The sequence below is a fragment of the Thalassospiraceae bacterium LMO-SO8 genome, assembly GCA_031655335.1.
GTDB lineage: Bacteria > Pseudomonadota > Alphaproteobacteria > Rhodospirillales > Casp-alpha2 > UBA1479.
Genome location: CP134226.1, coordinates 3,523,867 through 3,545,637, shown reverse-complemented (window position 1 = coordinate 3,545,637; position 21,771 = coordinate 3,523,867). Strand labels below are relative to the sequence as shown.

The window sequence follows — 21,771 nt, the reverse complement described above, 5'->3', positions numbered from 1 at the left end:
AAGGACCCCACATGAATATCGTCGACTTCGCCTTCAATTATGTCGTGGTTTTCCTGGTCGTGCTGACGATCCTGGTGTTCGTCCACGAATGGGGGCACTACTGGATCGCGCGCCGCTGCGGAGTCAGGGTCGAAGTGTTTTCCATCGGGTTCGGGCCGGAAATCTTCGGCTGGACCGACAAACACGACACCCGGTGGAAGATCAGCGCCATTCCGCTCGGCGGCTACGTCAAGATGTTCGGCGAGGCCGACCTGGGCTGGGAGGAAGAGGAGGAGTCCGAACCTCTGCCGGCCGAAGAGAAGGCGGTGTCGTTCCATCATAAAAAGCTGTGGCAGCGCTCGGCCATCGTCGCCGGCGGGCCGCTTGCCAATTTCATTTTCGCCGCCGTTCTGGTGGCGCTGCTGGCCGGGATCGTCGGCACGGCGCGCCCCCTGGCCGCGGTCGGCGAGGTTCAGCCGGGCAGCGCCGCCGAAGTGGCGCAGTTGCTGCCGGGGGACCGCATCACCGCCATCGACGGCCAGCCGATCAAATGGTTCGAGGATCTGCGCCAGACGGTTTCCACGCAACCGGGCGTGACGTTGCGCATGGACGTCGTGCGTGGCACGGAAACCCTGACCCTGAGCGTCACCCCTCAATCGCGCGCCGTCGAAGGGCAGGAAGCGCCGATCGGTCTGCTCGGCGTGCGGTTCGACCCCCAGGCGGTCGAGTACGAGCGCCAGGGCCCGGTCGAGGCGGTTTCCACGGGGGTCGGGTATACGGTGCAAATGGTGACCCGTATCTTCGGCGTGCTCGGCGAGATGATTTCCGGTCACCGTTCGGCGGAGGAACTGGGTGGGCCGTTGCGTATCGCACAGCTGTCCGGCGATATCGCGCAGCTGGGATTCAAGGAACTGGTCATGTTCATGGCCGCCTTGTCGGTCAACCTGGGCCTCATCAACCTGTTTCCGATCCCGGTTCTGGACGGCGGGCGGTTGGTGTTTTACGCGGCGGAAGGGTTGCGGGGCCGGCCGGTGGCGCCCAAGATCGAGGAATACGGCATGCGCCTGGGCTTGGCGCTGGTGCTGTTTCTGGTCGTGTTCGTCACATGGAATGATATAACCCAGATGCCGTGGGACCGCGTGTTCGCATGGTTCAAGGGGTTAATTTAACGGATTGCCAATGATTTAGGCTCATAAGGGCGTAACACCTGGGGCCTTGGCATGTACGTTCGGGGGAAGAAATTGGAGCGCCTATCACGTCTCCTTCTCGGTTTTGCGCTGATCACCGCCATCTGGACGGCGGCGGCGGATGCATCGGCGCAGGGCCGCGGCACGATCAGCGAGATCGTCGTCGAGGGTGCCCAGCGTATCGAGCCGGGCACCATTCGGTCCTACCTTCTGATCAAGGAAGGCGAGGCCGCCGACCCCGTTCGCATCAACCGTTCCCTGAAAAGCCTGTTCGCGACCGGCCTGTTCGCCGACGTCACCATGCGGCAGGACGGCACGCGGCTGATCGTCAACGTGGTTGAAAACCCGATCATCAACCGCGTCGCCTTCGAAGGGAACAAGAAGGTCGAGGATTCGACGCTTGAGGGCGAAGTCACGCTGCGCCCCCGCGTCATCTTCACCCGCGCCAAGGTTCAGACCGACCTGCAACGCATTCTGGCCGTCTACCGTTCGACCGGACGGTTCGGCGCGACGGTGGAACCGAAGGTCATCCGTCTGCCGCAGAACCGCATCGATCTGGTGTTCGAAATCAACGAGGGCGAGCCGACCAAGGTCGCCCGCATCTCGTTCATCGGCAACGAATTCTTTGATGACGACGATCTGCGCGAGAATGTTCAAACGAAGGAGTCCGTTTGGTATCGGTTCCTGTCGAGCGACGACACCTATGACCCCGACCGTCTGACCCTCGATCGCGAGCTTCTGCGCCGCTTCTATCTGCGCAACGGCTTCGCCGATTTCCGCGTGCAGTCCGCCGTCGCCGAACTGACCCGCGACCGCAAGAACTTCTTCATTACCTTCAGCGTCCAGGAAGGAAAGCGTTACCGCTTCGGCAAGGTCGACGTGGTCACGACCATCCGTAATCTTGATGTCGAATCTCTTCGCAAGGTCGTCGATATCGATCCCGGCGACTGGTACGACGCAAGCCTGGTCGACAAGACCATCGATTCCATCACCGAAGCGGTCGGCGAGAAGGGCTTTGCCTTCGTCGAAGTGCGCCCGCGCCTGGACCGCGACCGCGACAAGCGGACGATCGATGTGGTCTTCGAGGTCAACGAAGGGCCGCGTGTGTTCGTCGAACGCATCAACATCGTGGGCAACGCGCGCACGCAGGATGATGTGATCCGCCGTGAATTCCGCCTCGTCGAAGGCGACGCCTTCAACGCCGCCAAGCTGCGCCGGTCACGCACCCGCATCCAGAACCTGGACTTCTTCGAAACCGTTGAAATGGAGCCGGTGCCCGGCAGCGCCCCTGATAAGGCGGTCATCAATGTGACCGTGGCGGAAAAATCCACGGGGTCCATTTCCATCGGCGCCGGGTTCTCGACCGACCAGGGCGTGCTGGGCGATTTCGGGCTGCGCGAGCGTAATCTGCTCGGCACCGGCCGGGATTTGTCGCTGCGCTTCATCCTGGCCGCGCGGCGCAGCGAAATCGATCTGAAATTCACGGAACCGTTCTTCCTGAACCGCGACATCGCAGCCGGTTTCGATGTTTTCCGCATCACCGAGGATCTTCAGGATTACGGTTCCTTCGACAAGAAACGGACGGGTTTCCGGCTGCGCGCCGGCTATCACATCACCGAGCTGCTGACCCAGAACTGGGCCTATGAACTGCGGCGGGAATCCATTCTGGATGTTGATTCCAGCGCGTCGCTGGTGGTTCAGGATGCGGCGGGAACCAACATGTTCTCGTCCGTCGAACACGGCATCACTTACGACACGCGCGACAACCGCCTGACGCCGACCAAGGGCTATTTCACCAAGCTCGCGACCAACCTTTCGGGTATTGGGGGCGATGTCTACAGCGTGAAGAACGTCGCGTCTGGCGCCTATCATTGGACGCCCACCGAAGGATTCCTTCTCACCCTTGGCGGCAGGGCCGGCTTCGTCTATGCATTGCAGGACGATGTCCTGCTGTCCGAGCGGTTCTTCGTCGGCGGCCGCGACCTGCGCGGGTTTGCCGTCGGCGGCGTCGGCCCACGCGACGTTTCGACGGATGACTCGCTGGGGGGCGAATGGATGTATTCCGGCACGCTGGAGCTTGGCTTCCCCCTGGGCCTGCCGGCTGAATTGGGTGTCGCCGGCCGTTTGTTCACCGATTTTGGTAGCGCTGGAGAAATCGCGACCACCCGCACAGGTATCGAGGATACGGGTTCATTGCGTGCCTCTGTCGGCTTTGGTGTGACCTGGAAATCGCCGTTCGGTCCTCTCGGTCTCGACCTCGGTATTCCGGTGCTCAAGGAATCGTTTGATGAAACCGAGATTGTCCGCGTGAACTTCGGCACGCGATTTTAGGAGGCTCTTTTGTATTACGTCACAAAGTCCGTTGTTTGGCGCGGCCTGATGTTGGCCCTGTGCCTTACCGTTCCCGCCGCCGCCCAGGCCCAGCAGGAGCCCAAGACCGGGCAGGCGGCGACGGCAGAAGATATTAATGCGCGCGCCGCCAAGGTCGCCGTGCTGGATGTTCAGCGCATCCTGCGCGAAGCGAAGGCGATGAAGAACATTCGCGATCAGGTGTCGCAGCTGCGCAAAAGCTATCAGGAAGAGATCGAGAAAATGCAGGGCGACCTGCGCACGGCCAACGAAGAACTGCGCCGCAAGCGCACCATCCTGTCGCCCGACGCCTTTGACGAGGAACGCCGCAAGTTCGACCAGAAAGTGGCCGAGGTGCAGCGTCTGGTGCAGTCGCGCAACCAGCAGCTCGACCGCGCCAACGCCGAGGCCGTCATCGAAGTCCAGAAGGTCTATAACGCCATCGTTCTCGAACTGGCGAACGAACGGTCTTACGGCCTGATCTTCCGCAAAAGCGCGACCATCGTCGTTCATCCGCCCATCGAAGTGACGCCGGAAGTTCTGGCCCGCCTCGACAAGCGTCTGCCGGCGGTCAAAGTCACACCGCCGCAAAAATAGACGCCGATGGCCGACCCCCGATTTTTCACGAGGGCCGGGCCCTTCACCCTGAGACAACTGGCCAAGGTCACGGGTGCAACCCTGGGCCCCAACACGTCGGGCGACCTGTCGGTCGTCGACGTCATGCCGTTGTCCTCGGCGGGCGAGGGGCACCTGAGCTTCATCGACAACCGCAAGTATCTGGATGCGTTCCGCACGGCCAAGGCCTCCGCCATCCTGGCGGTTCCCAGCCTTGCGGATCAGGCGCCAAAAGGCGCCGCCCTGTTGTTGAGCGACGATCCGTACCGTGCCTTCGCCATGGCGGCGGCGCATTTCTATCCGCGGCCGCCGATTGAACCCGGTATCCACCCCGGCGCCCATGTCGCCGCCGGCGCGGAAATTTCCGCCGAAAGCCGCATCGAGGCCGGCGCCGTGGTCCAAGATGGCGCCGTGATCGGCCCGGGCACCGTGATCGGCCCGGGCGCCGTGGTCGAGTACGGCGTTACCATCGGCGCGGACTGCGTCATCGGGGCCGGTGTCACGTTGCAGTATTGCCTTGTCGGAGACCGGGTCATCATCCATCCGGGCGTACGCGTGGGGCAGGACGGATTCGGTTTCGCGCCGGGGGCGGCGGGTCATCTGAAGGTGCCGCAGCTGGGCCGGGTCATCATTGAATCGGACGTCGAAATCGGCGCCAACACGACCATCGACCGGGGCGCCGGGCCCGACACGGTGATCGGCGCCGGAACGAAGATCGACAATCTGGTGCAGATCGCCCACAACGTGCGGATCGGACGGGGGTGCATCCTCGTCAGTTTCGTCGGCATTTCTGGCAGTACCCATATCGACGATTTTGTTATTATCGGCGGCCAAGTCGGCATCGCCGGCCACTTGACGGTCGGCAAGGGCGTGCGCATCGCGGCCCAAAGCGGGGTGATGCGCGACGTGCCGCCGGGGGCGACCATTGGCGGGTCTCCCGCCAAGGACAGGCGCGAATGGATGAAGGAATTGGCGACCTTGTCCAGGTTGACCAGGAAGAAAGGAGACTAGGGGCAATGGATTCCGAGGCAAGAACGGAAACCATGGAAATCGATATCAACCGGATCATGGAAATGATCCCGCATCGGTATCCGTTTCTTTTGATCGACAAGGTCATCGATGCAATCCCCGGCACGAGCGGCACGGGCATCAAGAACGTGACCATCAACGAACCCTTCTTCCAAGGCCATTTCCCCGGCCATCCCATCATGCCCGGCGTGCTGATCGTCGAGGCCATGGCGCAGACGGCCGGCGTGCTGGTCATGGCCGGATTGACTGACGCCAAGGACGCCCTGGTGTATTTCATGACCGTGGAAAACGCCCGGTTCCGCAAGCCCGTGGTGCCCGGCGACTGCGTGCATATTCATGTCGAATGCATCCAGAACCGGGGCGACGTGTGGAAATTCAAGGGCAAGGCCGTTGCCGACGGCGTCACCAAGGCGGAGGCCGTGTTTGCGGCCATGATCGTGAGACAGAAATGACCGACATTCACGCGACGGCCCAGATCCATCCGGACGCCGAGATCGGCAGCGGGGCCAAGATCGGCCCGTTCTGCGTTGTCGGGCCCGACGCGGTGCTTGAGGACGGCGTCGAACTGCTGTCCCACGTCGTGGTCGAGGGACACACCCGCGTCGGCGCCCATAGCCGCGTGTTCCCCTTTGCCTCCCTGGGGCATGCGCCTCAGGACCTGAAGTTCAAGGGCGAGGTCTCGCGCCTGGTGATCGGCGCCAACAACATCATCCGCGAACACGTGACAATGAACCCAGGCACCGAAGGCGGCGGCCTGGAAACCACGGTCGGCAACAACTGTCTGTTCATGGTCGGCGCCCATGTCGCCCACGACTGCCAGATTTCCGACAACGTGATCCTGGTCAACAACGCCACCCTGGCGGGGCATGTATCGATCGAGGAATGGGCCATCGTCGGCGGCCTGTCGGCGGTCCACCAGTTCGTGCGCATCGGCCGCCACGCCATGATCGGCGGCATGACCGGCGTGACCCAGGACGTGATCCCTTACGGCTCGGTCACCGGCAACCGGGCCAAGCTTGAGGGCCTGAACCTGGTCGGCCTGAAACGCCGTGGTTTCGACCGCGAAACGATCCATGCCCTGCGCCAAGCCTATCGTTTGATTTTCGCCCAGGAAGGCACAATGGCCGAGCGCCTGGACGATGTCGCCGAACTGTTCGGCGACAACCAGCCGATCATGGAAATCGTCGAGTTCATCCGCTCCGATTCCTCGCGCTCCATCTGCCAGCCTTTGGTGGAGGATGCGGCCTAGCTTGCACCGTCTTGGGATCATCGCGGGCGGGGGTCTGCTGCCCGAGATTCTCGTGCAACGCTGCCATGCCGCCGGCCGGCCCGTGTTCGTGGCCGCGCTGAAGGGGCAGGGTGACGCCGGCCGGTTCGCCGACACAGAGGTCGAGACGTTCCGTCTGGGCGCCGTGGGCGGCATTATCAAACGCCTGAAATCCCTGGACATCACCGATATCGTGCTGTCCGGCGCCGTGCGGCGGCCCCGGGCCGCCGACCTGATCCCGGATCTGTGGTCGGCGCGGTTCCTGGCCCGCACCAAGGCTCTCGGCCAGGGCGATGACGGACTGCTGACGGCCATTCTGACGGCGCTTGAGGAACAGGAAGGGTTCCGGGTCCTGGCCCCGCACGATCTGGCGCCGGACCTGCTGACCCCCGCCGGGACATTGGGCGTGCAGGCATTGTCGCGGGAAATGGCGGGCGACCTTGCCGTCGGGATCGCCGGCGCCCGCGCCCATGGCCGCCGCGATGCCGGACAGGCGGTGATTGCCGCCGGTGGCCGTGTGGTGGCCTGGGAAGGCCCGCAAGGCACCGAAGCCATGATCGCCGCCGCCGGGCTCGAGGCACGGGGCGGCATTCTCGTGAAGGCCATGAAACCGGGACAGGAACCACGTGTGGACCTGCCCGCCGTCGGCCCCGACACCGTGGATCAGGCCGTGGCCTCGGGCCTGCGCGGGATTTCCGTCGAGGCCGGGCGGTCGCTGATCCTGGACCGCGACGAGATGATCCGCCGGGCCGATGCCGCCGGTTTGGCCGTTCACGGCTTCACGGACGCGGACACGGGTGGAGGAGCGGCATGACGGCGTCCGAGGCACCGCTGGTCTACCTGATCGCCGGTGAGGCGTCCGGCGACGCCCTGGGAGCATCGCTGATGGCAGCGCTCAAGACCCGTCTTGGCGGCGCCGTCCGCTTTGTGGGCGTCGGCGGCCCCTTGATGGCCGACGAAGGGCTCGACAGCCTGTTCGCCATGGACGATCTGGCCGTCATGGGCCTGGCCGAGGTCGTGCCGCGCCTGCCGCAGCTGCTGAAACGCATGACCGAAACCCGCGCCGACATTCTGGCCAAAAGCCCGGCCGTTCTGGTGACCATCGATGCCCCGGATTTCTGCTTCCGCGTGGCCAAGAAGGTGAAGGCCATCAGGCCAGACCTGCCCATCGTGCATTACGTGGCGCCCACGGTCTGGGCGTGGCGGCCGAAGCGGGCCAAGGCTGTGGCCCAATTCCTCGATCACATGCTCTGTCTCTATCCGTTCGAGCCGCCCTATTTCGAGCGCGAGGGCCTGGCCGCGACCTTCATCGGCCATCCCATTGTCCTATCGACGGGGGCGCAGCCCGGGGGCGAGGACCGCGCCGCCGACTTCCGCGCCTGCCACGGTATTCCTGGCGACATGCAGGTTCTGGCCGTGTTGCCGGGGTCGCGCGGCGGCGAATTGGATCGCCTGCTGCCCGTGTTCGGCGAGACCCTGGCGCGTCTGTGGGCCGGCGGCTGGCGCGGGCGCGTGGTGGTGCCGACCCTGACCCGCCACGGGGATCGGATCGCCGCCGCCGTACGTGGCTGGCCGGGCGATCCACTTGTGGTTACCGGAAATGAGGAAAAATGGCGGGCCTTCGCCGCCGCTGACGCGGCATTGGCGGCCTCTGGCACGGTAACCCTGGAACTGGCCGCCGCCGATGTGCCGACCGTGATCGCCTACAAGGTGTCCGGCGTGACCGCCGCCATCGCCCGGCGTCTGATCCGGACCCCCCATGCCGGGCTGGTGAGCATTCTTCTGGGCGAAGAGGTCATGCCCGAATTCATTCAGGACGATTGCACGGCGGAACGCATCGTTCCGGCCTTGCGGGCCCTGCTCGGCGATCAGGCGGCGCGTGCCACGCAACGGGGCCATTTCAAGCAGGCCATGGCCATGTTGCATGGTCCCGCCGACGGTCCGGCCGCGGCGGCGGCCGACGTGGTCGCCGGCATCATCGACCGGACATAGCAAAAGGGCCGCCCCACGGGGGACGGCCCTTCGCTGAAAGTGGCGGCTAATTCAGCCGATACAGCGGTTTAGCGCTTGTCGATCGGCACGTAGGGCCGTTCGGTGTAGCCGGTGTAGAGCTGGCGCGGACGGCCGATCTTCTGGCTCGGGTCCTCGATCATCTCGTTCCACTGGGCGACCCAGCCGACCGTGCGGGCGACGGCGAACAGCACGGTGAACATGCTGGTCGGGATGCCCATGGCCTTGAAGATGATGCCCGAATAGAAGTCGACGTTGGGGAACAACTTGCGGCTGACGAAATATTCGTCCTCCAACGCGATACGCTCCAGTTCCATGGCCAGGTCGAGCAGCGGTTCGTCCTTGATGCCCAATTCCTCAAGCACTTCGTGGCACGAGTCGCGCATGACGTTGGCCCGCGGGTCCATGTTCTTATACACGCGGTGGCCGAAGCCCATCAGGCGGAACGGGTCGTCCTTATCCTTGGCCTTCTTGATGTATTCGTTGATGTTGTCCTTGTGACCGATCTCGCCGAGCATGGTCAGCACGGCCTCGTTGGCGCCGCCGTGGGCGGGGCCCCAGAGGGACGCGATCCCGGCCGAAATGCAGGCGAAGGGATTGGCGCCGGACGAGCCGGCCAGACGCACGGTCGAGGTCGAGGCGTTCTGCTCATGGTCCGCGTGAAGCGTCAGGATGCGGTCCATGGCGCGGGACAGCACGGGGCTGACCTTGTACTCCTCGCAGGGCGTCGCATACATCATGTGCAGGAAGTTTTCCGCGAAGCTCAGCTCGTTACGGGGATAGATGAACGGCTGGCCGAGGGCGTATTTGTAGGCCCAGGCGGCGATCGTCGGCATCTTGGCGATCAGGCGATAGGACGCGATCATCCGGTGGTGCGGGTCGTTGATGTCGGTCGAGTCGTGATAGAAGGCCGACAAGGCGCCGACCACGCCGCACATCACCGCCATCGGGTGGGCGTCGCGCCGGAACCCGCGGAAGAAGTTGGCGATCTGCTCATGCAGCATCGTGTGGTAGGTGATGTCCTTCTCGAACTTGTCCTTCTGCTGGCCCGTCGGCAGTTCGCCGTAGAGCAGCAGATAGCAGACTTCCATGAAGTCGGAATGTTCGGCCAGTTCCTGGATCGGAATGCCACGGTACAGCAGGATGCCGGCGTCACCGTCGATGTAGGTGATCTTGGACTCGCAGCTGCCGGTCGAGGTGAAGCCGGGGTCGTAGGTGAAGCAATCCGTCTCCGCGTAGAGCTTTCGCACGTCGATGACGGAGGGGCCGACGCTGGCGTCCATGACCGGCAGTTCATAGGCCTTGCCGTCACGGTTGTCCGTCAGGGTGAATGTGGCATTCTTGCCGTGGCTGGTGTCACTCATACGTGTCCCTCCTTATGGGCGGCGGAGACAGGGGTCTCCGGTTCGTCTCGGCGCGCATGCCGCGGGGTGTAGCGGTTCTAACGCGTCGTCCGGGGTTAAAGGCCGGCCAGGGCGTCGTCGAGACGCCCCAAAGTTTCCTCACGGCCCAATACATCCATGATCTCGAATACGCTCGGTGAAACCGTGCTGCCCGTGAGGGCGGCGCGGACAGGCTGTGCGACGGCACCGAGCTTAAGGCCGCCGGCTTCTCCGAACCCCTTGGCGGCGGCCATCAGAGCTTCGTCGCTCCAGGTTTCGGCGGCGTCCAGGACCGGGCGCAGGTCGCGGAGCAGGGCGGTACCCTCCGCGCCCAGTTGCTGCTGCGCTTTTTCCGTTTTGGGGATGGGGCGTTGAAGGGCGTAAAAGGTAGCGTTTTCAGATAGTTCTGAAATTGTTTTCGCGCGTTCCTTCAAACCAGCCATGCCTTTAAATAGCCGATCCTGAGCCTCTTTAGCAAGCCTTCCCGGATGGGCGGCCTGTAAACGTTCCATGACAAGGCCAACCAGCCGGGCGTTATCGGCCTCGCGAATGTAGTGACCGTTCAGGCTGGTCAGTTTGGTGACGTCGAACCGGGCCGCCGATTTGCCGACGTTTTCCAGCCCGAACCATTCGATTGCCTGGTCCGTGGAAATGATTTCGTCGTCGCCGTGACTCCAGCCCAGGCGCAGCAGATAGTTGCGCAGGGCTTCGGGCAGGAAACCGTCGTCGCGGTAGGCTTCGACGCCGAGCGCCCCATGGCGCTTGGACAGTTTGGCGCCGTCCGGGCCGTGGATCAGCGGAATATGGGCGAAGGTCGGCATGTCCCAACCCAGCGCCAGATACAGCTGCGTCTGGCGGAAGGCGTTGGTCAGGTGGTCGTCGCCGCGGATCACATGGGTGATGCCCATGTCGTGGTCGTCGACGACGACGGCCAGCATGTAGGTCGGCGTGCCGTCGGCGCGCAGCAGCACCATGTCGTCAAGCTGCGCGTTGGCCACGGTCACCTTGCCCTGGACCAGGTCGTCGATCACCGTTTCGCCTTCCAGCGGCGCCTTCATGCGGATCACCGGATCGACGCCGGCGGGGGCCTCGGACGGGTCGCGGTCGCGCCAGGTGCCGTCGTACATGCGCTGGCGGCCTTCCTTGCGCGCGATCTCGCGCATCACGGTCAGTTCCTCGGGCGAGCAATAGCATTTGTAGGCCTTGCCCTCGGCCAGCAGACGTTCGGCGGCGGCGCGGTGTTGGTCCGCGCGTTCGAACTGGGAAATCGGCTCCCCGTCCCAATCCAGGCCGAGCCATTCCAGGCCCGCGTAGATGGCGTCGACCGCCGCCTGGGTTGAACGCGCGCGGTCCGTGTCCTCGATCCGCAGATAGAACTTGCCGCCGTCGCCGTGGCGTTGGTGATGCTTGGCGAACAACCAGTTGTACAGGGCCGTGCGCGCGCCGCCGATATGCAGATAACCAGTGGGAGAAGGGGCAAAGCGGGTCACGACCGTCATGGCTGTCTTTTTGTCCTTATGTATCCCTGAATGCGGGACTTTAACGGGGGGCGCCGGAGGGATAGCATACTTTCTGTGCGGGCGCAGCATTCCTTGTGCCGGCACGAAACCCGGGGATGGACAGGCGTGGGGGCGCCGAGGGTGACATGTCCCTAAGACACTGGTTTCAAAGCGAGTTGGCCGCCGCCGCCGCGGCCAACAGGGGGCGCTGGCCGTTCACCCTGCCGATCGGCATGGGGATCGGCATCGGCGCCTATTTCCAGATGGCGGAGGAGCCCGTCTGGTTCGCCGGGCCGCTGGTTCTCGCGGGCGCGATCTTGGCCGCGGGCATGCTGCGCCGGGTGGGCGGGGCGCCGTTCCTCGTTGCCCTGGGGCTGGCCTTCGTCGCGCTCGGCTTCGCCGCCGCGTCGCTGCGCACGCAAGGCCTGGACGGGCGGCTTCTGGCCCATGAGACGCCCACCACGGTGATCGAGGGCCGCATCGTCGAGTTCGAGCCCTTTCATCAGGGATCGCGGGTGATTCTGGACCGGGTCCGCATCGCCGCCCTGGGGCAACCGGAAACGCCGGAACGCGTGCGCATCCGCCTGCGGGGTCAGCAGCCGGCGCTCAAGGCCGGGGACTGGATCCGTCTGCGTGGCCGCCTGTCGGCGCCGTCGCCGCCCTTGATGCCGGGCGGTTTCGATTTTCAGCGCCATGCCTATTTCACGGGCATCGGTGCCGTCGGCTTCTCCATGGGGGCGGCGCGGGTGCTGGACGGACCGCCGCCGGGGCCGTTCGATTGGCGCGTTCACCTGTCGAACCTGCGGGTCCGTCTGGCCATGCGCGTGACCGCCGCCGTTCCGGGCGACGCGGGGGCGGTCGCGGCGGCATTGATCACCGGCTATCGGTCGTTGATCCCGGATGCCGTCCTGAACGCCTTCCGCGATGCCGGGCTGGCCCATTTGCTGGCTATTTCCGGGCTGCACATCGGTCTGGCGGCGGGGATCGTATTCTTCGGCGCCAGGCGGGTGCTCAGTCTGTATCCGCCGTTCGCCCAGCGCTTTCCGGTCAAGAAGGCGGCGGCGCTTCTGGCCCTGCTTGCCGCCTTCGGATACGCCCTGATGGCCGGCGCCACGGTGCCGACCCAGCGGGCCTTCCTGATCGCGGCCATGGTGCTGGTCGCCGTCATGGTCGACCGCCGGGGCATTTCGCTGCGCATGTTGGCCTGGGGGGCGACGGTGGTGCTGCTGATCCAGCCGGAAAGCCTGCTCGGCCCCAGTTTCCAGATGTCCTTCGCCGCCGCCATCGCCCTGGTCGCGGCCTACGAGGCCGCCGCCGAACGGGGCGTCTGGCGGCGGGACGGCGATCCGTCCCACTGGGCAGGGCGGGGCATCGCCCTTTACGCGGCGGGCGTCGCCTTCACCACCCTGGTCGCCAGTCTGGCGACGGCGCCCTTCGTGCTCTACCACTTCAATCAAGTCGCCAAGTTCGGGCTCCTGGCCAATCTGATCGCCGTGCCGGTGACGGCCCTTTGGGTCATGCCGGCGGCCATGCTGTCGTTTCTGCTGCTACCGTTCGGTTGGGAAAAGCTGGCGCTCACCCCCATGGGCTGGGGCACGGAGCAGGTAATCCGCACCGCCGACTGGGTCGCGGGCCTGCCCGAGGCCACGGAAATCCTGCCCTCGGCCCCGGCCTGGGCGTTGACGGGGCTGGCGCTCGGCGGTTTGTGGCTCTGCGTCCTGCGCGGACGGCTGCGTCTGGCCGGGTTGGCCGGAATCCTCCTGTTCGCCGCCGCCAATGCCCGGGTGGTGCCGCCGGACCTCATCGTTTCGGGTGAGGGCGACCTGGCCGCCGTGCGCGGCGAAAACGGATATCTGTTTTCCTCCCTGCGCCACGGCCGGTTCACCCGGGAGAACTGGCTGGAACATGCGGGATTCCGTGCCGATGAGGCCATGCAATGGACGCGCGACGGGGGATATGGCCGCCCCCGGCAGGAGGGGCTGCGCTGTGACGGTGTCGGCTGCGTTTTGACCCGCGCCGGCTGGCGGGTGGTTCTCGCCGAAACCCGCGCCGCCCTGGCCGAGGATTGCGGCCGCGCCGATCTGGTGATCGCCCTGGTTCCGGCCGGGCGGGCCTGTGAGGGAACGGGGGGCACGGGCGCGCGGGTGATCGACCTGTTCGATCTCCGGGCCAAGGGGGCGCACAGCATCACCCTGGGGCCGGCGATCGAGATTCAGGCCGTCAATGACGGGCGGGGCGCGCGTCCCTGGGTGGTGCGCCCGCGGCGCAAACGGGCGGACGGGGAATGAGGGATCAGTACTTGCGCATGAGGCCGACGAGACAGCCCTGAACCTCGACCTGATCGGGGCCGAAGATGCGGGTTTCATAGGCCTTGTTGGCGGGCTCCAGCGCGATGGAGGCGCCCTTGCGGCGCAGCCGCTTCAGGGTGACTTCCGAGCCCTCGACCAGCGCCACCACGATGGCCCCGTTGTCCGCCGTGTTGGTGCGCTTGATGATGACCGTGTCGCCGTCGTGGATGCCGGCCTCGATCATGGAATCGCCGTCGACCTCCAGCGCGTAGTGTTCACCGCCGCCCAGCATGGAGGGCGGCACGTCCACCGCGTTGGAATGATCGCGCAATGCCTCGATCGGTGTGCCGGCGGCGATGCGCCCATAAAGGGGCAGGGACACGGCCTCGCCGGGCTTGCCGACGTCGCCGCCGCCCGACAGCGCCACGGGGCCGCTGCCGAAGCGGCCGGGAATGACGTTGGTGGGGGCCGGCGCCGGGGCGGGGCGGGGCGCGGGTTGACCACTGTCCATGTTCTCCGGCAGACGCAGAACCTCGAGAGCCCGCGCGCGGTGGGGCAGGCGGCGGATGAAGCCCCGCTCCTCCAACCCCGTGATGAGCCGGTGAATGCCCGACTTGGAGCGCAGGTCGAGGGCTTCCTTCATCTCCTCGAACGACGGAGACACGCCGGATTCATTGAGCTTTTTGTCGATGAATACGAGAAGTTGGTACTGCTTTTTGGTGAGCATGCTGTCTCCGCCCCTTTGGCCGCCGATGGTTCGGGATCATTCGGGATCAAATGCGGAACAAAGCCCGCGACCGCCGACACCATCCAGACCCTTGCCTTGTTTCATCCAATGTTTCGCGGGAATACAACCACGAACAATATGATGCAACTTGAATATACACCATATGTTCTACTTTAGTTCACGTATCGTGTCAACTTTGAATCGGATTGGTCGATGAATTTTCGCCCGGCGGGCGGATGCCGGGGCGTTTAGAAGCGCAGGGCGCCGAAGCCGAGGGGCAGGATCCGCACCAAATCCCCGGCCTTGGCGGGCGGGGCGCCGACGTCGCGGATGATCAGGCAGTCGGCCTTGGTGAAGGCGGCCAGCATGGCGCTGTCCTGGCGGGGAAAGGCGGTCGCCACGGCGCGGCCGTCGGCGGCGGTGTCCAGGCTGGCCCGCATGTAGTCCTCGCGCTTGCCGTTGGCGGGCAGATCGGCGCCCAGCACGGCGGTGGATTCCGTCCGTTCGTCCGCCAGCCCCAGCATCTTGGCGACGGCGGCGCGCAGGAACAGGGCGCTGGTCACGCCGGTGGACACCGGATTGCCCGGTAATCCCAGCATGGGCGTGCCGTCGATATGCCCGAAAATCAGCGGTTTTCCCGGGCGCATGGCGATCTTGTAGAAATCCAGTTCGAACCCGCGCCCGCCCAGCACCTGGCGCACCAGGTCGTGGTCGCCGACCGATGCCCCGCCCATGGTCACCAGCAAATCCGCGCCGCGCGCCCCCGCCAGCGTTTCCGCCAGGCTTTCCGGGGTGTCGCGGGCGATGCCCAGGCTTACGGGGTCGCCGCCCATGGCGGTGACATAGGCCGCGAGGGCGAGACTGTTGGAGGAAATGATCTGGCCGGGGCCGACGGGCTGGCCCGGCATCACCACCTCGTCGCCGGTGGCGACGAAGGCGACGCGGGGACGCCGGCGCACCATCAGCCAGGGCACGTTCATGGCGGCGGCCAGGCCGACGCCGCGGGCGGTGACGATCTGCCCGGCGCGCAACAGCACCTCGCCTTCCTTGAAATCAAGCCCCGCCGGGCGCACGAACTCGCCCTTTTCAGCGGGTTTTTCGGTGACCCGCACGCTGTCGCCGTGGCGTTCCGTGTCTTCCTGGATGACGATGGTGTCGGCCCCCTCGGGCAGAGCGCCGCCGGTGAAGATGCGGGCCGCCTGACCGGGGGCGAGGGCGCCGGAGAAGACATGCCCGGCGGCGGCCTCGCCGATCACCGTCAGATCGGCCGGAATGGCCGCCAGATCGTCCCAGCGCACGGCATAGCCGTCCATGGCCGAGACGGCGGTCGGCGGATGGGTCAGGGTCGAGGCCACGTCCCGCGCCAGCACCCGGCCGAGGGCGGCATCCAGCGAGACCTGTTCCGCCGGCAGCAGGCCGCATCCGGCGGAGACTTTTTCCAGGGCGTCGATGACGGACAGCATGGCGGCGGGGTTCCTAGGGGCTAGGCAGCATCGAAGGTGCCGGACTTGCCGCCGGATTTGTGGGTCAGGCGCACGTCCTCGATGCGCATGCCGCGGTCGACGGCCTTGCACATGTCATAGACCGTGAGCGCCGCGACGGTGACCGCCGTCAGGGCCTCCATCTCGACCCCCGTCTGGCCGGTCAGGCGGCAGGTCGCCTGGATATCCACGGCATGACGCGCGGGGTCGCAGGTCAGATCGACCTTGACCGAGGTCAGCATCAGGGGATGGCAGAGCGGAATCAGGTCCGGCGTGCGCTTGGCGGCCATGATGCCGGCCAATTGCGCCACCGACAGCACGTCGCCCTTCTTGACGCCCCGGTCGAGGATGTGCTGAAGCGTTTCCGGCGCCATGATGACGCTGCCCTTGGCCGTGGCGGTGCGTTCCGTCGCGTCCTTGGCCGAGACGTCGACCATGACGGCGTTGCCCTCGGCGTCCAGATGGGTGAAATCGTCGGCCATGCCCGCGTTGTCCTTATGCTTGATGCTTGGCCTCAGGCCGCCGCCCGCGCGGTCGACAGCAGGGTGCGCGTGGCGCTTTCGACGTCGTCCTGACGCATCAGGGATTCACCGATCAGAAAGCAGCGCGCCCCGGCGGTCGCCATGCGTTTCAGATCGGCCCCGGAATTCAGCCCGCTTTCGCTGACCAGGACGCGGTCGTCGGGCACGCCGCGGGCCAGGCGTTCCGTGGTTTCCAGAGACACCTTGAGGGTCGTCAGGTCACGGTTGTTGATGCCGATCAAGGGGCTTTGCAGGCGCAGCGCCCGGTCAAGCTCGGCCGTGTCGTGAACCTCGATCAGCACGTCCATGCCCAGGTCGAAGGCGCAATGTTCCAGATCCCGGGCCGTCGCGTCGTCGAGCGCCGCCATGATCAGCAGAATGCAATCCGCCCCCATGGCCCGGGCTTCGACCACCTGATAGGTGTCGATCATGAAATCCTTGCGCAGCACGGGCAGGGCGCAGGCCGCCCGCGCGGCCATCAGGTATTCGGGCCGGCCCTGGAAATAGGGCTCGTCCGTCAGCACGGACAGGCAGGTCGCCCCGCCGGCTTCGTAGGCACGGGCCAGGGCGGGCGGGTCGAAATCGGCACGGATCACGCCCTGCGAGGGCGAGGCCTTCTTGATCTCGGCGATCAGCCCGAAACCGCTTCGCGACGCATGCCGCAAGGCATGCAAGAACCGGCGTGGCGCCGATTGCTCATGCGCTTGTTTTTTAAGGTCTTGCAGACTGACGTTATTCTTCTGCGCGAGCACGTGGGCGCGCTTGTCGGCGATGATCTTATCCAACACGTTGACGGGTTTTTCAGCCATCTCATGTCCCCCCGTTTGTGATGGCGACCAATCGGTCCAGGGCCTGTGCCGCCGCCCCGCCGTCAATGGCCTGCGCCGCCTTGGCCACGCCCGACGCCAGGTCGTCCACCTTGCCCGCGACGACCAGCGCCGCCGCCGCGTTGAACAGCACGATATCACGGTAGGGGCCCTTTTGGCCCGCGACAAGGTCGCGGATCGCCTGGGCATTAACCGCGGGCGAGCCGCCCTTGAGGTCTTCGGGCCTGGCCGTCGGCAGGCCCGCGTCGGCGGGCGTCACGGTGAAGGTCGTAACGGCGCCGTCCTTCAACTGGGCGACGAACGACGGTCCCGTGGTCGTCAGCTCGTCCAGGCCGTCCTCGCCATGCACCACCCAGCAGGCTTCCGATCCCAGGTTTTTCAGGACCTGGGCGAGCGGCTCGACCCATTGACGGGCGAACACGCCGGTGAACTGGCGTTTGACCCCGGCCGGGTTGGACAGGGGGCCCAGGATGTTGAAGATCGTGCGGATACCCATTTCGACCCGCGCCGGCATGACGTGTTTCATGGCCGTGTGGTGACGGGGCGCCATCAGGAATCCGATCCCGGCCTCCGCAATCGCCCGCTCAACCAGCGGCAAATCCGCGTCCAGGTTGACGCCCAACGTGGTCAGCACGTCCGCCGCGCCGGACTTCGACGACAGCGCCCGATTGCCGTGCTTGGCCACGGGCACGCCACAGCCGGCGACGACCAGGGCCGCGCCGGTCGACACGTTGTAGGTGCCCGAGCCGTCGCCGCCCGTGCCGACCACGTCGATGGCCCCGGCGGGGGCCGTGACGGGCAGCATCTTGGCGCGCATGGCGCGCACCGCGCCGGTGATTTCGTCGACGGTTTCGCCACGCACGCGAAGCGCCATGAGAAGCCCCGCGATCTGCGCCGAGGTGGCCTCGCCCGACATGATGACGGTGAACGCGTCCTCCGCCTCCCGGGCGGTCAGCGCCGTGCCGTCGGCGGCCTTGGCCAGGAAAGGTTTGAGCGCGTCGCTCATGCCGCGGCCTTGGCGCCGGTCATGCCGATGAAGTTCCGCAGCAGCGTGTGGCCGTTCTCGGACGCGATGCTTTCCGGATGGAACTGAACGCCGTAGATCGGCATGTCGCGGTGGGCGATGCCCTGGATCACGTCGTCCTCGCTGCGGGCGGTGACGCGCAGGCAGTCGGGCACCGTCGCCGGGTCGATGGTCAGGGAATGGTAGCGGGTCGCCGTGAACGGGCTGTCGATCCCGGCGAACACGCCGGTGCCGTCATGGGTGATGGTCGACACCTTGCCGTGCATGGGCTTGGGCGCCAGCACGATCTTGGCCCCGAACGCCTGGCCGATGCACTGATGGCCCAGGCATACGCCCAGGATCGGCACCTTGCCGGCGGCGGCGGCGATCAGGTCCAGGCAGATGCCCGCCTTGTCGGGATCGCAGGGCCCGGGAGAGATCACGATGCCCTGCGGCTTGAGGGCGAGAACGTCTGCCGGCGTCACCACGTCGTTGCGGTGAACGGTGACCTCGGCGCCCAGTTCACCCAGGTAGTGCCACAGGTTGAACGTGAAGCTGTCGTAATTGTCGATAAGGACAAACATTCAACACCTTGGACATGGTTTCTGACATGCCGGCGGAATGCCGGACAGGAGCCGTAAATCGGGCGCCACAATGCCCCTTGGCGTCGCCGCGGGTCAAGGACATTAGCCCCCGTGGAACAGCATATATCGGTAGAGTTCGGCCGCCTGGCCAGGGCTTTTTACGGGCGTCCGTCGTCAACAATTCATGCGGGTTATCGCACCAAGCGCAGCGGCGTGACCTTAGGTCGCGGACACCCGGGGATCGGCGGGCGGCGGGGCGGGACCGGCGGATTTCGGCGATCCGGGCGCGCGCGCCACCTTGACGGCCCGGGGGGCGGAGGAGTACCAGCACGGATCAAGAACGGGCGTGACGTAACTTCAAGTGAAAGCCATGACGGAACAGCCCAGCGGACTATTCAAGACGGCGATCAAGGACCCTGCGGTGCGTCTCGCGGCGCTGGGGGGCGCCCTGGCGGGCGCGGTTCTGGTGTTGGTCGTGGTCATGCTGTCCGGCGGCGGCCACAAAGACACGCCGGCCACCGTTCGGTATCCGTCCGCGCAGCAGGGCCAGGTCGCGGAGATCGTGGCCCCGCCCCCCCGCCATGTGACGCAATCCGCGACGGCGCCGGAGATGGCGGCGCCAGAAACCGTGCCCGTGCCGGACAGCTATCCTACGCTGCCCATTGCCCGGGTCGAGGGGCCGGAACCGGCCGCGCCGGCGCTTCCCGAAACCCCGCCAGGCGCCGCCGAACAGCCGCAAGCCCCCGATGCCGCCGCCATGACGCCGCTGCCCAAGGCCGCACCGCCGCCGCTTGCCGCCAAGCCGATGATCGCCATCGTGATCGACGACATGGGCGTCGATCAGCGGCGTTCGGCCCGCGCCATGAAACTGCCGGCCAAGGTGACCCTGTCGTTCCTGCCCTATGCCCGCGACCTGAAGAAGCAGGCGGCCGAGGCCACCGCCCTGGGCCACGAGATCATGCTCCACGTCGCCATGGAGCCGGAAAGCTCGGAAGCCGATCCCGGCCCCAACGTGCTGCTGACCGGCACGCCGGAGGCCGAATTGCTGGCCAATCTGCGCTGGAACCTGGAACAGATGACCGGCTACCAGGGCATCAACAACCACATGGGCAGCCGCTTTACCCGCGATCTTGCGGGCATGCGCGTGGTCATGGGCGAATTGAAGGCGCGCGGGCTGTTTTTCCTGGATTCCGTGACCAGCCGCGACAGTGTCGGCGCCAGGACCGCGCGCGAGGCCGGGGTGCCCTTCGCCACCCGCGACGTGTTCATCGACCACAAGGACGACGAGGCCTTCGTCCACAAACAGTTGGCCAAGGTCGAGGCGGAGGCCCGCAAGCGCGGCATCGCCATCGCCATCGCCCATCCCCGCGACATCACCCTGCGCGCGCTGAAGACTTGGCTGACCAAGGTTCAGGCGGACGGGTTCGAACTGGTCGGGGTGTCCAGGGTGCTGCACAAGCCGTCGGCGGCCCAGACAGGCCTGCCGGGGACCTCCGGCTAGGCTATCCCGCGAACTTCACGGCTTCTTCGGCGGCGCGGATCAGGGCCCGGGATTTGTTGATGCTTTCCTGGTATTCGCCCTCGGGGCTGGAATCATGGACCACGCCGCCGCCGGCCTGGACGTACATGGTGTCGTCCTTGACCACGGCCGTGCGCAGCGCGATGCAGCTGTCCATGTCGCCGTCGGCGCCGAAATAGCCGATGCAGCCGGCATAGACCCCGCGCCGCACGTTTTCCAACTCGTCGATGATCTCCATGGCACGGACCTTGGGCGCGCCGGACACGGTGCCCGCCGGAAAGCCCGCATACAGGGCGTCCAGCGCGTCCAGTTCCGGCTTCAGCCTGCCTTCCACGTTGGAGACGATGTGCATGACGTGGGAATAATTCTCGATATTGAACTGTTCGGTCACCGTCACCGTGCCCGTTTCCGCCACCCGGCCGACGTCGTTGCGGCCCAGGTCCAGCAGCATCAGGTGTTCGGCCAGTTCCTTGGGATCGGTCAAAAGGTCGTTGGCCAGTTCCTGGTCCTCGGCCGCGTCCTTGCCGCGCCGCCGGGTGCCGGCGATCGGCCGGATGGTGACCTTGCCCTCGCGCACGCGGACCAGGATTTCCGGGCTCGAGCCGACGATGGCGAAGCCGCCGAAATCCAGGAAGAACAGGAACGGCGAGGGGTTGAGCCGCCGAAGGGCGCGGTAAAGGGCGAACGGCGGATAGGGGAAAGGCACGGAAAAACGCTGTGACAGGACGACCTGAAACACGTCGCCGGCCTTGATGTATTCCTTGCCCTTTTCCACCATGGCGTGGAATTCGCCCTGGGTCATGTTGGACGCGGGGGCAAGATCCGGCACGTCGCTTTCCGGGTGGGCACGCGCGGCCTCGGGCAGGGGGGTGTCGAAATCACCGACGATGCGGCGCAGCCGCTCCACGGCGATGCCGTAGGCGTTCTGCGCATCCACGCCGTCCCGGGGCCAGACGGGCGTGAACACGGAAATCACGTCCTTGATGGTGTCGAACACGGCCATCACGGTCGGCCGGATGAACACGCCGTCGGGGATGCCCAGGGTGTCCGGGTTGCCGTCGGGAATGTCTTCGACCAGACGCACCGTATCGTAGGCGGCATAGCCGACCAGCCCGGCGCTCATGGGCGGCAGGCCGTCCGGCAGGTCGATACGGGATTCCGCGACCAGCGCGCGCAGCGACGCGATGGCCCCCTCGGTCTCGGCGACCGGGCAGGGGGCGAAGGCCTCCAGGTCGTCCAGGGCGTCGCGGTTGATCTCGGCCGTATTGCCCTGGCAGCGCCAGATTAGGTCCGGCTCCAGTCCGATGAACGAATAGCGGCCGCGCACGGCGCCGCCCTCGACGCTCTCGAGAACGAAGCTGTAGGGCTTGCCGCGCGCCAGCTTGAGGAACGCCGACACGGGCGTTTCCACATCCGCGACCAGCGACGTCCAGAGAACCTGCGGTTCCCCGCGCCCGTAGGCCGCGGCGAAGCCGTCAAATGCGGGTTCGATCTTCATGGGTCC

Annotated in this window: 19 protein-coding genes; 10 read left to right on the top strand and 9 right to left on the bottom strand. The window is 65.9% G+C overall.

All coding sequences use genetic code 11. The features are described 5' to 3' along the window. The first annotated feature begins 11 nt into the window (after positions 1 to 11). From rseP to lpxB, 8 genes are all read left to right on the top strand, one after another. Positions 12 to 1,148: an RIP metalloprotease RseP gene (rseP, locus tag RJ527_17095; protein ID WND75737.1), complete on the top strand. Its 1,137-nt coding sequence runs from the start codon at positions 12 to 14 to the stop codon at positions 1,146 to 1,148. Between the two features lie 72 nt (positions 1,149 to 1,220). Next, entirely contained in the window at positions 1,221 to 3,497 is a 2,277-nt protein-coding gene (bamA, locus tag RJ527_17090) for an outer membrane protein assembly factor BamA (protein WND75736.1), read from the top strand. Between the two features lie 9 nt (positions 3,498 to 3,506). After that, complete coding sequence (locus RJ527_17085) at positions 3,507 to 4,112, top strand: OmpH family outer membrane protein (GenBank protein ID WND75735.1); 606 nt, start codon at positions 3,507 to 3,509, stop codon at positions 4,110 to 4,112. 6 nt (positions 4,113 to 4,118) lie between these two features. Further along, positions 4,119 to 5,141, top strand: coding sequence for a UDP-3-O-(3-hydroxymyristoyl)glucosamine N-acyltransferase (lpxD, locus tag RJ527_17080; GenBank protein WND75734.1), 1,023 nt, complete (start codon positions 4,119 to 4,121; stop codon positions 5,139 to 5,141). Positions 5,142 to 5,146: 5 nt separating this feature from the next. Next, positions 5,147 to 5,611, top strand: a complete 465-nt coding sequence (gene fabZ / locus RJ527_17075; GenBank protein ID WND75733.1) for a 3-hydroxyacyl-ACP dehydratase FabZ — start codon at positions 5,147 to 5,149, stop codon at positions 5,609 to 5,611. Continuing rightward, positions 5,608 to 6,408, top strand: coding sequence for an acyl-ACP--UDP-N-acetylglucosamine O-acyltransferase (gene lpxA / locus RJ527_17070; protein WND75732.1), 801 nt, complete (start codon positions 5,608 to 5,610; stop codon positions 6,406 to 6,408). Before fabZ ends, lpxA begins: the two co-directional genes overlap by 4 nt. Before the next feature lies 1 nt (position 6,409). After that, positions 6,410 to 7,240, top strand: a complete 831-nt coding sequence (gene lpxI, locus RJ527_17065) for a UDP-2,3-diacylglucosamine diphosphatase LpxI (GenBank protein ID WND75731.1) — start codon at positions 6,410 to 6,412, stop codon at positions 7,238 to 7,240. Further along, positions 7,237 to 8,418, top strand: a complete 1,182-nt coding sequence (gene lpxB / locus RJ527_17060; GenBank protein ID WND75730.1) for a lipid-A-disaccharide synthase — start codon at positions 7,237 to 7,239, stop codon at positions 8,416 to 8,418. Before lpxI ends, lpxB begins: the two co-directional genes overlap by 4 nt. A 68-nt stretch (positions 8,419 to 8,486) precedes the next feature. Here the strand turns inward: lpxB and gltA are convergent, their stop codons facing one another. Both gltA and gltX read right to left on the bottom strand, forming a co-directional pair. Further along, a complete protein-coding gene (gene gltA, locus RJ527_17055; protein WND75729.1) occupies positions 8,487 to 9,800 on the bottom strand; it encodes a citrate synthase in 1,314 nt (437 codons plus the stop codon). Between the two features lie 95 nt (positions 9,801 to 9,895). After that, the gene (gltX, locus tag RJ527_17050) at positions 9,896 to 11,317 is read right to left on the bottom strand and encodes a glutamate--tRNA ligase (protein ID WND75728.1); all 1,422 of its coding nucleotides are present in this window, start codon (positions 11,315 to 11,317) and stop codon (positions 9,896 to 9,898) included. Between the two features lie 146 nt (positions 11,318 to 11,463). Here gltX and RJ527_17045 point away from each other — a divergent pair, with 146 nt between their 5' ends. Further along, positions 11,464 to 13,605 (top strand): ComEC/Rec2 family competence protein, encoded by a 2,142-nt coding sequence (locus tag RJ527_17045; protein ID WND75727.1) that lies wholly within the window; start codon positions 11,464 to 11,466, stop codon positions 13,603 to 13,605. A 4-nt stretch (positions 13,606 to 13,609) separates the two neighbouring features. Here RJ527_17045 and lexA read toward each other — a convergent pair whose 3' ends face one another. From lexA to RJ527_17015, 6 genes are all read right to left on the bottom strand, one after another. Next, positions 13,610 to 14,332 carry a transcriptional repressor LexA gene (gene lexA / locus RJ527_17040; GenBank protein WND75726.1) on the bottom strand — a complete coding sequence of 241 codons (723 nt, stop codon included), beginning with the start codon at positions 14,330 to 14,332 and terminating at the stop codon, positions 13,610 to 13,612. A gap of 248 nt (positions 14,333 to 14,580) precedes the next feature. Further along, positions 14,581 to 15,795: a molybdopterin molybdotransferase MoeA gene (locus RJ527_17035; protein ID WND75725.1), complete on the bottom strand. Its 1,215-nt coding sequence runs from the start codon at positions 15,793 to 15,795 to the stop codon at positions 14,581 to 14,583. Positions 15,796 to 15,815: 20 nt separating this feature from the next. Continuing rightward, complete coding sequence (moaC, locus tag RJ527_17030; protein WND75724.1) at positions 15,816 to 16,295, bottom strand: cyclic pyranopterin monophosphate synthase MoaC; 480 nt, start codon at positions 16,293 to 16,295, stop codon at positions 15,816 to 15,818. Positions 16,296 to 16,327: 32 nt separating this feature from the next. Beyond that, entirely contained in the window at positions 16,328 to 17,143 is an 816-nt protein-coding gene (gene trpC, locus RJ527_17025) for an indole-3-glycerol phosphate synthase TrpC (protein ID WND75723.1), read from the bottom strand. Between the two features lies 1 nt (position 17,144). Beyond that, positions 17,145 to 18,167 (bottom strand): anthranilate phosphoribosyltransferase, encoded by a 1,023-nt coding sequence (gene trpD / locus RJ527_17020; protein ID WND75722.1) that lies wholly within the window; start codon positions 18,165 to 18,167, stop codon positions 17,145 to 17,147. Next, positions 18,164 to 18,748: an aminodeoxychorismate/anthranilate synthase component II gene (locus RJ527_17015; protein ID WND75721.1), complete on the bottom strand. Its 585-nt coding sequence runs from the start codon at positions 18,746 to 18,748 to the stop codon at positions 18,164 to 18,166. The genes trpD and RJ527_17015 overlap by 4 nt, the downstream gene beginning before the upstream one ends. A 370-nt stretch (positions 18,749 to 19,118) precedes the next feature. Here RJ527_17015 and RJ527_17010 point away from each other — a divergent pair, with 370 nt between their 5' ends. Then, a complete protein-coding gene (locus RJ527_17010; GenBank protein WND75720.1) occupies positions 19,119 to 20,249 on the top strand; it encodes a divergent polysaccharide deacetylase family protein in 1,131 nt (376 codons plus the stop codon). Position 20,250: 1 nt separating this feature from the next. Here the strand turns inward: RJ527_17010 and trpE are convergent, their stop codons facing one another. Then, positions 20,251 to 21,765 (bottom strand): anthranilate synthase component I, encoded by a 1,515-nt coding sequence (gene trpE, locus RJ527_17005; GenBank protein WND75719.1) that lies wholly within the window; start codon positions 21,763 to 21,765, stop codon positions 20,251 to 20,253. Between the last annotated feature and the right edge of the window lie 6 nt (positions 21,766 to 21,771).